Genomic DNA, 13,656 nt, shown 5'->3' with positions numbered 1-13,656 from the left:
TCGTGTACGCCGCCAGATCGTCCGGGCGGACCCGGGACAGAGCACCGCCGTACCGGCCGACCGGGGTACGCACCGCATCAACCACATACACATCACGGAGAAGGGCGTTGGGCATGGCGCCGATCCTGGCAGGGCGCCGGTCCGGCGGCCAGGGCGGGACGGAACCCGTGGCCGATCACACAGCCGCCGGAGGGAAAGGATGGGCGGGCGCACCGGATTCCCGGGGACGGCGGACGTCCGGCCGGCGGCGTACGCGTCCGGTGGAGCGGGGGCCGAAGCCGGGCGGGGGAGTGCGGCACCGGCGGAAGGGGAAGGGCTCATGCGTCGCGCTCCGGCCGGGGTGGCGTCCCGGGCCCCGCGGCGGGGGCCGTGCCGTTGACCGGGCAACGCCCGAACCGTAAGTTGCCGGGGAAAGCGCTTACTGCGACGAGGGGACGGATGCCCACATGCCGCTGACCGATCTTCCGCTGGACGAGCTGCGCGACTACCGGCCCGAGGTGGCCGAGCCCGGGGACTTCGACGCCTTCTGGTCCAAGACCCTCACCGCGGCCCGGGCCGCGGCCTCCGGCCCGGCGGAGTACCGGCGGGTCGAGGACGCCCCGCTGCACACCGTGGAGGTGTACGACGTGCGCTTCCCCGGCTGGGACGGCCAGCCCGTCGCGGCCTGGCTGATCCTGCCGCGCGGCGCGAGCCGGCCGCTGCCCGCCGTGGTCAACTACATCGGCTACAGCGGCGGACGCGGCCTGTACATCGAGCACCTGCTGTGGAGCGCGGCCGGTTACGCCACCCTCGTCGTCGACAGCCGGGGCCAGGGCCACGACACCCCCGACCCGGATCCGGCGACCACCCCGCAGTACGTCGGCGGTTTCATGACCCGCGGCCTGGACGACCCCGCCCACCACTACTACCGGCGGCTGATGACCGACTGCGTGCGCGCGGTGGACGCGGTGCGCGAGCACCCGGCGGTGGACGCGGAGCGGGTGGTGGTAGCCGGCGGCAGCCAGGGCGGCGGACTGGCCCTGGCCGTGGCCGGGCTGGCCCCGGAGAAGGTGGCGGCGGCGCTGGTGGACGTGCCGTTCCTGTGCCACTTCCGGCGCGGCGCCGAACTGGCCTCGGCCGGCCCCTACCCGGAGATCGCCCACTACCTGGGCGTCCACAAGCGCGTCGAGCCCGACAGCGTCTTCGCCACCCTGAACTACTTCGACGGGCTCCACTTCGCGCGCCGCGCCACGGCCCCCACCCTGTTCAGCGTCGCCCTGATGGACCCGATCTGCCCGCCGTCCACGGTCTTCGCCGCGTACCACCGCTACGCGGGGGAGGACAAGGACATCCGGGTGTGGCACTTCGGCGACCACGCCGGAGGGCGCTCCTCGCAGCAGCACGAGCAGCTGCTGTGGCTGCGCGGGCACGGCCTGGCCCCCGAGGCGGGCGCGTGACCGTGCCGCCGGCCGTGTGACGCGGCACCGGGCCCGCCGCCCGGACGGGGCGGACCACCCGCCGTGTCCGGCGCCGGCGAGGACCCCCGGCGATTTTTCCCGACGCCCCGCGCGCAGCAGTGCGCGGGGCGTCGGCCTGCCGGGCCGGGGCCGGACGCGGCGCAGTGCGGAGTCCGGCCCCCGGGACGGTGGTTGACACACCCCTGGTGTTTAATTGCAAGCTGCTCGCAACAACAGGGTTCCTGCAACAGGGGTGTGGATCATGACAGTCCGGGTGGTACGGGCCGCGGTGGCCGCCGTGACGGCCGGTGCTCTGCTGGCGGGGACGGCCGCCTGCTCGGCACCCTCCGAGGGCGGTGGCGGCACCGGGGCGGACGACTCCCTGGTGGTGGGCGTCGCCCAGGAGCCCGAGACCCTCAACCCCCTGCTGGGCTACGGCAAGGACGGCAACTCCAAGATCTTCGACGGGCTGCTGCGGCACGACGCCGACATGGAACTCGAGCCCGCCCTCGCCGCGGAACTCCCCGAGGTCGCCGACGGCGGCAGGACGTACACCTACACCCTGCGCAAGGGGGTGACCTTCAGCGACGGCACCCCCTTCGACGCCGAGGACGTGGTCTTCACCTACCAGACCATCCTCGACGAGAGGACCAACAACCCCTCCAAGGGCGAACTCGACGCCCTCGCCGACGTCACCGCCAAGGACGACCACACCGTCGTCTTCGAGCTGAAGTACCCCTACGCCGCCTTCGCCGAGCGCACCGTGCTGCCCATCGCCTCCAAGGAGGCGCTGGAGGGGAAGGACGTCAACACCGCCCCCTACAACACCGACCCGGTCGGCACCGGCCCGTACGTCCTCGCCGACTGGAGCAAGGGCGAGAAGCTCGTCTTCGAGGCCAACCCCGACTACTGGGGCGGCGCGCCGGAGGTGCGGAAGCTCACCATGGCGATCATCAAGGACGACGACATCCGCGCCACCCGGCTGCGCTCCGGCGACCTCGACGCCGCGATCCTGCCGCCCGCCCTGGCCGACACCTTCGGCAAGGACGCCGAGGACACCGGCAAGCGCGTGATACGGGCGAAGACCGCCGACTTCCGGGCCGTCACCCTCCCCACCGCCAACCCCGTCACCGGCGACCGGGCCGTGCGCCGCGCCCTCGACATCGCCGTGGACCGCGAGGCCCTCGTGGACAGCGTCCTGAACGGCGCCGGCCGGGCCGCGTACGGGCCCGTCCCCACCGACAGCCCCTGGTTCGCCAAGGGCACCGAACGCCGCCACGACCCCGAGCGGGCGAAGGAGATCCTCGACGAGGCCGGCTGGAAGCCCGGCGGGGACGGGGTGCGCCGCAAGGACGGCCGCCGCGCCGCCTTCACCCTCTGGTACCCCTCCGGCGACCGGCTCCGCCAGGAGCACGCCCTCGCCTACGCCGCCGACGCCAAGAGGATCGGCGTCGACGTCACCGTCGAGTCCGGCACCTGGGAGGTCATCGAGCCGCGCATGAAGAAGGACGCCGTCCTCTCCGGCGGCGGCAGCCCGGCCGACCCCGACTTCGACCTCTACCCGCTGCTGCACTCCTCCCTCGCCCTGGACGGCTTCAACAACATGGCCGCCTACGACAACCCGGCCGTCGACCGGGCCCTGGAGGAGGGCCGCCGCGCCGGCGACCGCGACGCCCGCGCCGAGGCCTACGCCACCGTCCAGCGCGAGCTGGCCGAGAACCCCGGCTACACCTTCCTCACCCACATCGACCACGTGTACGTGATGGACGACGCCTGGAAGGACGTCACCACCCAGGTCGAGCCCCACGACCACGGCTTCGGCACCGGCCCCTGGTGGAACGTCGAGGACTGGCGGCCCGCGAAGTGACGGTCCCGGCCACGACGAAGACGGCGGAGGCGGGGACGCGGACCCCGCCCCGCCCCGCGCCCGCCCGGAGCCGGGGGCTGCCCTGGGCGGGAATGGCCCGCCTGGCCGGACGGCGCGCCCTGGCCGCCGTCCCCGTGCTGGCCGCCGTCACCCTGGGGGCCTTCGCCCTGGCGGCCGCGTCCCCCTTCGACCCGGTGCGCCAGTACGCCGGAAGCGCCGGACTGCGCGCCTCGCAGGACACCCTCGACCAGCTGCGGGAGAATCTCGCCCTGGACGGCCCGTTCACCGAGCAGTGGTGGCGCTGGCTCACCTCCGCCCTGGGCGGGGACCTGGGCTGGTCGGTGTCCCTGCGCCAGCCGGTGGACCAGGTGATCGGCGAGCGCATGGGCTGGTCCGTGCTGCTGTGCGCGATCGCGTTCGTCCTCGCGGTGGCGATCGGCACACTGCTCGGCGTCGCCGCCGCGCGCCGCCGCGGCGGATGGCTCGACCGCTGCGTCACCGGCGCGGCGTACGTCCTCCAGGCGGCCCCGCCGTTCTGGCTCGGCCTGCTCGCCGTCTGGTTCTTCGCCCTCCACCTCGGGGTGCTGCCCGCCGGCGGGCTCACCGACTTCGGCGAGGAGGAGGTCACCGCCGGCTCGCTGGCCCGCCACCTGGTGCTGCCCGTGGGGGTGCTGGCCGTCTCCCAGCTGCCGTGGTTCGCCCTCTACGCACGGCAGGGCGTCGCCGACGCCCTCCACGAGGACCCGGTGCGCGGCGCCCGCGCCCGGGGGCTGCGCGAGCGGACCGTCCTGTTCGGCCACGCCCTGCGCTCCGGGCTGCTGCCGGTGCTCACCCTGATCGGCACCCGCGTCCCCGAACTGATCACCGGAGCCCTGCTGGTGGAGACCGTCTTCAGCTGGCCCGGCGTCGCCTCGGCCACCGTGAGGGCCGCCACCGACAGCGACTTCCCGCTGCTGGCCGCGGTGACCGTGCTCGCCACCCTCGCCGTCCTCGCCGGGAACCTGCTGGCCGACCTGCTGTACGCGCTGGCCGACCCCCGCGTCGACCTGGAGGAGATGTGACCGCCACCGACCCCGCCCCCGGCCCCGCCCCCGGCTCTGTCGCCGGCCCCGCCGCCTCCGGCGCTGCTGCGTGGCGCACCGCCGGCGCCGGCGGACGTCCGGCCCGTACGCCGCGCGGACTGCTGTCGCTCGCGCTCGTGGCCGCCACCGTCCTCGCCGTCCTGGCCGTACCGCCGCTGTTCCCCCTGGACCAGCAGGCCGTCGACCTCGCCGCCAAGCTCGAACCCCCGTCCTGGGCGCACCCGTTCGGCACCGACGAGATGGGCCGCGACCTGCTGCTGCGCTGCGTGTACGGGCTGCGGGTCTCACTGCTGGTCGGGGTGGTGGCCGCCCTGGTCGCCACGGTCGTCGGCATCGCCGTCGGCGCCGCGGCCGGAGCGCTGGGCGGCACGGTCGACCGGCTGGTGATGCGCACCGTGGACGTCTTCGCGTCCGTCCCCCACCTGCTGATGGGCGTCTTCATCGTGGCGATGTTCCGGCCCGGCGTCTGGCCCGTCGTCGCCTCCGTCGGCCTCACCCACTGGGTCTCCACCGCCCGCATCGTCCGGGCCGAGGTGCACTCGCTGCGCGGCCGCCCCTACCTGGACGCGGCGGTCTCCGGAGGCGCCTCGCGGTGGCGGGTGACCGTACGGCACCTGCTGCCCGGCGTCCTGCCGCAGGCCGGACTGGCGGCCGTGCTGATGGTGCCGCACGCCGTCTGGCACGAGTCCGCGCTGTCCTTCCTGGGACTGGGCATCCCCGCCCACCAGGCCAGTCTCGGCACCATGGTCGAGGCCGCGCGCGGCACGCTGCTCGCCGGCGCCTGGTGGACCACGCTCTGGCCCGGCCTGTTCATCATCGTCCCCACCCTCGCCATCGCCGGGCTCGCCGGCGCCTGGCGCGAGCGGATCAACCCGCGCCGCCGATCGGAGCTGATGCTGTGACAGCCCAGACGACCCGGACGGCCGAGCTGTCCGTGCGGAACCTGTCCGTACGCTTCCGGATGCGCGGCGGGCGCACCGTCGCCGCCGTGACGGACGTGTCCTTCGACCTGGCGGCGGGGGAGTGCCTGGCCCTGGTCGGCGAGAGCGGCTGCGGCAAGTCCGTGCTGACCTCCGCGCTGCTGGGACTGCTGCCCGGCAACGCCCAGGTGCGCGGCTCCGCCCTCCTGGACGGCCTCGACCTGATCGCGGCCGACGAGGCCGTCCTGGCCCGCACCGTCCGCGGCCGGCGCGTCGCCCTCATCCCGCAGAGCCCCGCCGCGCACCTCACCCCGGTGCGCACCGTCCGCTCCCAACTGGAGGAGACCGTGCGGGAGCTGACCGGGGCGCGCGGGAGCGAGGCCCGCGCCGCCGCCGAACGGGCCGCCGAACGCGCCGCGTTCCCCGCCGACCACCTCGACCGCCACCCCCACGAGCTCTCCGGCGGCCTCGCCCAGCGCGCCGCCACCGCCCTCGCCCTCGTCGGCGACGCCCCCCTGCTGATCGCCGACGAGCCGACCACCGGCCTGGACCGCGACCTCGTCGACCGCACCGTCGACGAGCTCCGCCGCCACGTGGACGGCGGCCACGGGCTGCTGGTCATCACCCACGACCTGGCCGCCGCCGAACGCGTCGCCGACCGCGTCGCCGTGATGTACGCCGGACGCGTCGTCGAACTCGCCGACGCCGACGGCTTCTTCGGCGCCCCCGGCCCGAGGCACCCGTATGCCCGCGGCCTGCTCGACGCCCTGCCCGAACGGGCCTTCACCCCCATCCCCGGCATGCCCCCGGAACTGGACGCCCTCCCCGGCGGCTGTGCCTTCGCCCCCCGCTGCCACCGCGCCGACGACGCCTGCGCCGCCGTGCCCGCCCTGACCGGCGCACCCGGCCGGGCGGTCGCCTGCCACCACGCGTACGTCCACACCCCGGAGACGGCCGATGCCTGAGCCGACACCCGCGCCGACCGCCGGTCCGACCGCCGCACCGGATTCCGCACCGGCCCTCGAACTCCTCGGCATCGCCGCCGGATACGACCGCCGCGCGCCCGTGCTGGACGGAGTGTCCCTGACCGTGGCCGGCGGCGAGGCCGTCGGTCTGCTCGGGCCCAGCGGCTGCGGCAAGTCCACCCTCGCCCGCGTCGCCGCCCTGCTCCACCGGCCCTGGGCGGGCACCGTCCGGCTGGGCGGCCGGGAGGTGCGCGGCTTCCGCCACCGCGCCCCGCGTGAACTGCGCACCTCGGTGGGGGTGGTCTTCCAGCAGCCCCGCCTCGCCGCCGACCCCCGCCTCACCCTCGCCGACACCATCGCCGAGCCCCTGCGCGCCACCGGACGCCGCGACGAGATCCCCGGCCGCCTGCCCGAACTGGCCGCCTCCGTGGGCCTCGGCGGCGACCTCCTCTCCCGCCGTCCCCACGAGGTCAGCGACGGCCAGCTCCAGCGCGCCTGCCTGGCCCGCGCGCTGATCCTCCGTCCGAAGCTGCTGATCTGCGACGAGATGACCGCGATGCTGGACGCCTCCACCACCGCGGCCCTCGTCGCCGCCGTGGAGGACCACCGCCGCGCCCACGGCACCGCGCTCCTGGCGGTCGGCCACGACCGGGTGCTGCTGAGGCGCTGGTGCGACCGGGTGGTGGACTTCCCGGCCGCGTGACACCGGCCGCGTGACACCGGGGCGGGCCCGGGCCGGCTCAGGCCGCCGGACCGGGCCGGCCGCGGCGCCGGACGTGGAACACCGCCGCCCCCCGCGCGACGAGCACGACGGCGCAGACCGCCGCGGTCACGGCCGACCAGACGACCAAGGCGGGCCACAGCCGGGCGAGCAGCGCCAGGTCCGCTGCCCGGTTCGTCAGCAGACCGACGAGATCGCCGAGCAGGACGAGGAGGAGGACCGGCAGGGCGTACGGCAGCGACCGCAGGACCGTCCGCCACAGCGGCCGGTCCACCGCGCGCCCGGCCCAGCGGCGCGCCCGGACGACGCCCGGCACGCCGAGGGCGACCGCGAGCAGTGTGAGCGCCGCGAGGACGGGGTCGGCCGTCATGCTGAACGGCTTCACCGCCCCGGGGTTCTCGCCCCGGGCCAGATCGACCAGTCCGCGCGCGATGACGGAGGAGTCGTCGCCGGAGACCATGCCGGTGTTGGTGACGACCGCGATGCCGATCCCGCTGTCCGGCAGCAGGATCTGGACGGCGTTGTGGGTGAGGAGCTCACCGGAGTGCCGGAGCTGCCGGGGCCCTTCCCCGGGCGCTCCCCGCGACCAGCCCATCGCGTAGTCGCGCCCCGGGGGCGGGGTGTGGGTGGTTTCGACGCCCCGCGCGGAGACCACGCGCCGGCCGTCCGCGGACACGCCGCGGTTGTGCTGTGCGATCAGCCATCGGGCCAGGTCGGAGGCGGTGGTGACGACGCCGTGGCCTCCGGCGGCGAACCAGCGCGGCTGAGAGGCGCGGAACACCTTGCCGTAGGCGCGGACGTGCCCTCGGGCGCGGTCGGGCATCTCGTCGGTGGAGGCGACCGAGCGGGTGTGCGTCATGCCCAGCGGCCGGAACACCCGGTCGGCCATGTAGCGCGCGAAGGGTTGTCCGGCGACGACCTCCACCAGCCGGGCGGAGACGAAGTAGTTGGGGTTGTGGTAGTTCCACCGGCTCCCCGGGGCGTCGGCGAGCCGCGCCCCGCGCAGGGCGGCGACGGCGCCGGCGAGTGTGCGCGGGTGGGGGAGGGTCATCTCGGGGTGGGCGGAGTCGGCCATGCCCGAGGTCTGGTTCAGCAGCTGCCGGACGGTGATCTCCTCGGCGCGCGGATCGGCCATGGCGAACTCGGGGAGGTGGTGCCGCACGGGCCGGTCGAGGTCGACCCTGCCCTCGTCGACCAGGCGCATGACGGCCAGGGCCGTCATGGACTTGGAGAGCGAGGCTATGGGCACCGGGGTCCGCGCGGTCATGTCCTCCCCGGACGCCGTGCGGCCGTACCCGGCGGCGTGGACGGTCCCACCGCCCCTGGTCACCGCCACCACGGCACCGGGCAGACCGGTCCGCTTCCGGTAGTCCTCCACGAACCTGTCGATGGAGGCCGGGTCCAGACGGGCGGCGGGCCCATCGGCGGGCAGGGCGGCGAGCGCCGGCGGGGAGACGGCGGGGGAGGCCAGGAGGATGCCGAGGGCGGCGGCCAGCCCGGCCGCCCGGCGCCGGGCACCGCGGAGGAGGGTTCTCTGCATGCCGGCAGTGCACCGGAACGGGACCGGGCGGCGCACTGGCGAGCGCACGAGTTTCGAGGGTAGTGCGGGCACTACCGCGCGGGGGCCGGCGGATCGGTACGGTCGGCGCATGCAGGTTCGAACCGCCTGGCAGGCTCTCGCGCAGCATCCGTGGGGATTCCTCGCCTCCGGCTGGCCCTGGCGCGCCTTCGCCTATCTGTCCTCCGGGGCCGCCCTCGGCGCGGCCGTCACCGCCGTCCTGGTACCGGCGGTGGTCGCCGGGGTGGTCCTGCTGGCCGTGGCCGTGGGAGCGGTGGTCCTGCTCGGCGTGGCCCTGTCCGGTGTCCTGGTCGCCCGGATCGAACGCCGGAGGCTTCGGCTGGTGGACCTGGACCCGGCGCCGGACCCGCACCGGCCGCCCGGCCGTCCGGGGCCGCGCGCCTGGCTGCGGACCCGGCTGCGCGAGCCGGCGACCTGGCGGGAACTGGGCTTCACCGCCGTGCTGCTGGGGGCCCTGTGGTGGATGGACGCCCTCGTCCTGGGCTTCGCCCTGGCCGTGCCGGTGCTGCTCATGACGTCGCCGGTGGACGACCCCGCCGCCTGGCCGTGGCTGGTCGTCGGGGTGTGCATGCTGCCCGCGGCCCCGTACACCGTCACCGCCTGGGCCGGCGCCCGGGCCGCGCTGACCCGGCTGGTCCTCGCCCCGCGCGACGGCGAGCTGGGCCGGGAACTGATCGAGGTGCGGGCCTCCCGCGCGCGCCTGGTGGACGCCTTCGACGCGGAGCGGCGGCGCATCGAGCGGGACCTGCACGACGGCGCCCAGCAGCGCCTGGTCTCGGCCAACGTCATGCTGGGCATGGCCCGGCTGGACGCGGACCCCGGTTCGCCGGTCGGCGATCGACTCGCCGTCGTCCAGAAGGAGATCACGACGGCCGTCGAGGAGTTGCGCGAACTCGGACGCGGTGTCCACCCCAAGGCCCTCGCCGACCACGGACTCGCCGCGGCCGTCGGCAACCTCACCACCCGCTCCGTCCTGCCCGTCACCGTCGACATCCGGCTCCCGCGGCGGCCGGACGCCGCCGTGGAGAGCACGGCCTACTTCGTCGTCGCCGAGGCGCTGGCCAACGCGACCAAGCACAGCCGCGCCACCCGGGTGGAGATCCACGCCCGGCTGCGGGCGGACCTGCTGGTGCTGACGGTCCGCGACGACGGCGTCGGCGGAGCGGATCCGGCCGGAGGCAGCGGGCTGTCCGGCCTGGCCGACCGCGTCGCCGCGGCGGACGGCAGAATGCGGCTGTCCAGCCCGATGGGCGGACCCACCCTGGTGCACGTGGAGTTGCCGTGTCGCTGAACGTCGTACTGGCCGAGGACTCGGCGCTGATGAGGGACGGTCTGGTCGGTGTGCTGACCCGCTTCGGCCACCGGGTACGGGCCGCCGTCGGCGACGCCGACGCACTGGTCGACGCGGTCCGCGAACACGGTCCCGACATCGTCGTCACAGACATCCGGATGCCACCGGACAACGGCGACGACGGCCTCCGCGCCGCCGCGGCCCTCCGCCGCGCGCACCCCACCCTGCCGGTCCTGCTGCTCAGTCAGTACATCGAGCGGTCCTACACCGAGCACCTGCTCGATCTGGGGGGCGGGAGCGGCATCGGCTACCTGCTCAAGGACCGGGTCGGCGACGTCGCCTGGTTCGTCGACGCGGTCGTCCGGGTGGCCGCCGGCGCCACGGTGATGGACCCCGAGGTGGTGCGTCAGCTCCTGCACCGGCGGCACGACCCGCTGCGGCGGCTCACGCCGCGGGAGCGGGAGGTGCTCTCGCTGATGGCCGAGGGACGAGCCAACGCCGCCATCGCGCGTGACCTCCACGTCACCGAGGCCGCGGTGAACAAGCACATCGGCAACATCCTGCAGAAGCTCGGCCTCCACCCGGACGGCGAAGGCCACCGGCGCGTTCTCGCCGTCCTCGCCTACCTGCGGGCCTGAACGAACGGAGGGCGACGGCCCGGCGGGCGCCCCCGACTCCCCTTTTGGCGCGGGGCGTCGGTGGAGATGGTGATGGTGGGGCCCGCCGTCCACGCCTCGGGCGGGCTCCTGCGGACACGCACGGCGTGGGAAGGGGAGGGGACATGGCGGAGAGCACGGAGAGCACGGGGAGCGCGGGAAGCACGGTGAGCGCCGAGGGCGCGCCCGCGGGGGCGTCCGGGAGGGGTGAACGGCTGCGGCGGCCCTCGGGCATCCGGACGCTGCGGCTGGGCAGGACGAAGGTCACCTACGTGCCGGACGGCGCGGCGCAACTCGTGCCGACCGGCTGGTTCCCGGACACCACCGACGAGGTGTGGGCCGAACACCCCGAGTACCTCGACGACTCCGGCCACCTGGTGGCGAGCATCGGCGGCCTGCTGGTGGAGCGGGACGGCCGGGCCCTGCTGATCGACACGGGCTTCGGACCCCAGGCGTTCCCGGCGCAGCCGGGCAGCCCCATCGGCGAGATCCGCGCCGGCGCGCTGCTGGACAGCCTGGCCGCCGTGGGCCGCCGCCCGGAGGACATCGAGGCTGTGGCCATCACCCACCTGCACATCGACCACGTCGGATGGGCCTGGCACCCCGTCCCCGGCACCGGCCGGCTCGCCTTCGCCCACGCCGACCACCTGCTGACCGGTCCCGAGTGGGAGCAGCGGCACCTCGCCGAGGCGTCCGGCGTCACCGGGGAGGTGCTCGCGGCCATCGAACCCCGCGTCCGCACCGTGGCCGACGGGGAGGAGGTCTTCCCCGGCGTGCGGGTGGTGTACGCCCTGGGCCACACGGCCGGGCACGCCATGTACGTCGTCTCCGGGGACGGGACCGGGGACGGGTCCGCGGGCGGGCGGCGGCTGATCGCCTTCGGCGACGCGATGCACTCCCCGGTCCAGGTCGGCCGTCCGGAGTGGTCGGCCGCCCCCGACCACGACCGCGAACTGTCCGCGGCGTTCCGCCGCCGGCTCGTCGCCGAACTGGAGGAGCCCGGCACGATCGGCTTCGGCGGGCACTTCGCCGACGTGGTGTTCGGCCGCGTCCGCCGGAGCGGCGACGGCCCCGTCTGGCAGCCGTACGCGGGGTGAGGAGGCCCGCCCGCGGTCGCGGACGTCCGCCCGCCGGGGAGGGGGACCGGCGGGCGAGCGGGCCCGGCGCGGCCGGCGGGGCGCTCCCGGCCGCGGGCGGCGCGGATCACTGGCGGTAGCCGGCGAGGAAGCGGCCGATCCGGCTGATCGCCGCGTCGAGGACGTCGGCGTGCGGCAGGGTGAGGATGCGGAAGTGGTCCGGGCGCGGCCAGCTGAAGCCGGTGCCCTGGACGACCTGGATCTTCTCGCGCAGCAGCAGGTCGAGGACGAACTTCTCGTCGTCGTGGATGGGGTGGACGTCCGGGTCGATCCGGGGGAAGGCGTACAGCGCGCCCTTGGGCTTGACGCAGGACACGCCGGGGATCTCGTTGAGCTTCTGCCAGACGCGGTCGCGCTGCTCGCGCAGGCGCCCGCCGGGCAGCACGAGGTCCTCGATGGACTGCCGTCCGCCCAGCGCCGCCTGGATCGCGTGCTGTGCCGGGACGTTGGGGCACAGCCGCATCGAGGCCAGCATGGTCAGGCCCTCCAGGTAGTCGCGGGCGTGCTGCTTGGGCCCGGTGACGACCAGCCAGCCGGAGCGGAAGCCGGCGACCCGGTACGCCTTGGACAGGCCGCTGAAGGTCAGGCACAGCACGTCGGGGGCGAGGAGGGCGGCGTGGTGGTGGACCGCGTCGTCGTAGAGGATCTTGTCGTAGATCTCGTCGGCGAAGACCATCAGGTGGTGCCGGCGGGCCAGGTCGAGCATCCCCTCCAGCACCTCCCTGGGGTAGACGGCGCCGGTCGGGTTGTTGGGATTGATGATCACCATGGCCCTGGTCCGGCTGGTGATCTTCGCGGCCATGTCGTCCAGGTCCGGCAGCCAGTCGGCGGACTCGTCGCACATGTAGTGCACGGCCCGGCCGCCCGCGAGCGTCGGGGCGGCCGTCCACAGCGGGAAGTCGGGGGCCGGGACGAGCACTTCGTCGCCGTCGTCGACCAGTGCCTGCACGGCCATCTGGACCAGCTCGGAGACGCCGTTGCCGAGGAAGACGTCGTCCACGCCCACCTCGGTGAGCCCGCGCTCCTGGTAGTGCTGGGCCACGGCCCGGCGCGCGGAGAGGATGCCGCGCGAGTCGCTGTAGCCGTGCGCGGCCGGGAGCGTGCGGATGACGTCCTGCAGGATCTCCTCGGGGGCCTCGAAGCCGAAGAGCGCGGGGTTGCCGGTGTTCAGCCGCAGCACGCTGTGACCGGCCTCCTCCAGGGCGTTGGCGTGCTCGACCACCGGGCCGCGGATCTCGTAGCAGACATCGGTCAGCTTGCTCGACTGTTTGAACTCCATACTTGGTTTTACCAAGTGGGCACTTGGAAAGTCCAACTTTCCGTTAGGCTGACGTCATGCCACGCCGAAGCTACGACCAGTTCTGCCCCGTCGCCCGCGCCCTGGACGTCGTGGGGGAGCGCTGGACCCTGCTGATCGTCCGCGAACTGCTGGCCGGTCCGCGCCGCTACACCGACCTCCACGCCGACCTGCCCGGCGTCTCCACCGACGTGCTCGCGGCCCGGCTGAAGGAGATGGAGCGCGAGGAACTGGTCACCCGCCGCCGCCTGCCGCCCCCGGCCGCGGCGTCGGTGTACGAGCTGACCGAGCGGGGACGCGGCCTGCTCCCCGTGCTGACGGCGCTGGCCGACTGGGGCGCCCCGGCCCTCGCCGAGCGGCGCCCCACCGACGCCGTGCGGGCCCACTGGTTCGCCGTGCCGCTCATGCGGCACCTGGCCGAGACCACCGGCCGCACCGAGGGCGTCGTCGAGGTCCGGCTCGACGAGGGCGCCTTCCACGTCACCCTGGGCGAGGCCGGACCCGCCTACGCCGACGGCCCCGCCGAGCACCCCGACGAACGCCTCGTCATGGACACCGACACCGTGCTCAAGATCATCGGCAGTGGGGAGCGGGAGTGACCCCGCCGAGACGCGCTGCGGCATCCGGGTGACGGGAGACCCGAAGGAATGAGCGATCCCGCTCGCCGAAGGCGTAATCCCGCGCGCCGCGCGGGAGCATGACCGGA

12 protein-coding genes are annotated in these 13,656 nt (G+C 74.9%); 10 read left to right on the top strand and 2 right to left on the bottom strand.

The window, feature by feature from the left end; all coding sequences use genetic code 11:
- The first annotated feature begins 446 nt into the window (after positions 1 to 446).
- The 6 genes from ABD358_RS16585 (at position 447) to ABD358_RS16560 (ending at position 6,973) form a co-directional block, all read left to right on the top strand.
- Complete coding sequence (locus tag ABD358_RS16585; RefSeq protein ID WP_344631797.1) at positions 447 to 1,436, top strand: acetylxylan esterase; 990 nt, start codon at positions 447 to 449, stop codon at positions 1,434 to 1,436.
- 262 nt (positions 1,437 to 1,698) lie between these two features.
- Positions 1,699 to 3,303, top strand: coding sequence for an ABC transporter substrate-binding protein (locus tag ABD358_RS16580; protein WP_344631796.1), 1,605 nt, complete (start codon positions 1,699 to 1,701; stop codon positions 3,301 to 3,303).
- A gap of 92 nt (positions 3,304 to 3,395) precedes the next feature.
- On the top strand, positions 3,396 to 4,364 hold the full coding sequence (locus tag ABD358_RS16575) for an ABC transporter permease (RefSeq protein WP_344631808.1): 969 nt from the start codon (positions 3,396 to 3,398) through the stop codon (positions 4,362 to 4,364).
- The gene (locus ABD358_RS16570) at positions 4,361 to 5,287 is read left to right on the top strand and encodes an ABC transporter permease (protein WP_344631795.1); all 927 of its coding nucleotides are present in this window, start codon (positions 4,361 to 4,363) and stop codon (positions 5,285 to 5,287) included. Before ABD358_RS16575 ends, ABD358_RS16570 begins: the two co-directional genes overlap by 4 nt.
- Positions 5,288 to 5,346: 59 nt before the next feature.
- Entirely contained in the window at positions 5,347 to 6,270 is a 924-nt protein-coding gene (locus ABD358_RS16565; protein WP_344631807.1) for an ABC transporter ATP-binding protein, read from the top strand.
- Positions 6,263 to 6,973, top strand: coding sequence for an ABC transporter ATP-binding protein (locus ABD358_RS16560; RefSeq protein ID WP_344631794.1), 711 nt, complete (start codon positions 6,263 to 6,265; stop codon positions 6,971 to 6,973). The genes ABD358_RS16565 and ABD358_RS16560 overlap by 8 nt, the downstream gene beginning before the upstream one ends.
- Positions 6,974 to 7,010: 37 nt before the next feature.
- Here ABD358_RS16560 and ABD358_RS16555 read toward each other — a convergent pair whose 3' ends face one another.
- Positions 7,011 to 8,531, bottom strand: coding sequence for a serine hydrolase domain-containing protein (locus tag ABD358_RS16555; RefSeq protein WP_344631793.1), 1,521 nt, complete (start codon positions 8,529 to 8,531; stop codon positions 7,011 to 7,013).
- Between the two features lie 109 nt (positions 8,532 to 8,640).
- Here ABD358_RS16555 and ABD358_RS16550 point away from each other — a divergent pair, with 109 nt between their 5' ends.
- From ABD358_RS16550 to ABD358_RS16540, 3 genes are all read left to right on the top strand, one after another.
- Positions 8,641 to 9,861, top strand: coding sequence for a sensor histidine kinase (locus ABD358_RS16550; protein ID WP_344631792.1), 1,221 nt, complete (start codon positions 8,641 to 8,643; stop codon positions 9,859 to 9,861).
- Entirely contained in the window at positions 9,852 to 10,499 is a 648-nt protein-coding gene (locus ABD358_RS16545) for a response regulator (RefSeq protein WP_344631791.1), read from the top strand. The genes ABD358_RS16550 and ABD358_RS16545 overlap by 10 nt, the downstream gene beginning before the upstream one ends.
- Positions 10,500 to 10,642: 143 nt before the next feature.
- A complete protein-coding gene (locus ABD358_RS16540; RefSeq protein WP_344631790.1) occupies positions 10,643 to 11,614 on the top strand; it encodes an MBL fold metallo-hydrolase in 972 nt (323 codons plus the stop codon).
- 106 nt (positions 11,615 to 11,720) lie between these two features.
- On the opposite strand, the gene ABD358_RS16535 is transcribed toward ABD358_RS16540, so the two are convergent.
- Positions 11,721 to 12,932, bottom strand: a complete 1,212-nt coding sequence (locus tag ABD358_RS16535; protein WP_344631789.1) for a pyridoxal phosphate-dependent aminotransferase — start codon at positions 12,930 to 12,932, stop codon at positions 11,721 to 11,723.
- A 56-nt stretch (positions 12,933 to 12,988) separates the two neighbouring features.
- Between ABD358_RS16535 and ABD358_RS16530 the strand changes: the two genes are divergently transcribed.
- Positions 12,989 to 13,549: a winged helix-turn-helix transcriptional regulator gene (locus ABD358_RS16530; RefSeq protein WP_344631788.1), complete on the top strand. Its 561-nt coding sequence runs from the start codon at positions 12,989 to 12,991 to the stop codon at positions 13,547 to 13,549.
- Positions 13,550 to 13,656 lie beyond the last annotated feature (107 nt).

Source organism: Streptomyces glaucosporus (genome assembly GCF_039533345.1).
Taxonomy (GTDB): Bacteria; Actinomycetota; Actinomycetes; order Streptomycetales; family Streptomycetaceae; genus Streptomyces; species Streptomyces glaucosporus.
This window is presented reverse-complemented; position numbering and strand designations above follow the sequence as displayed.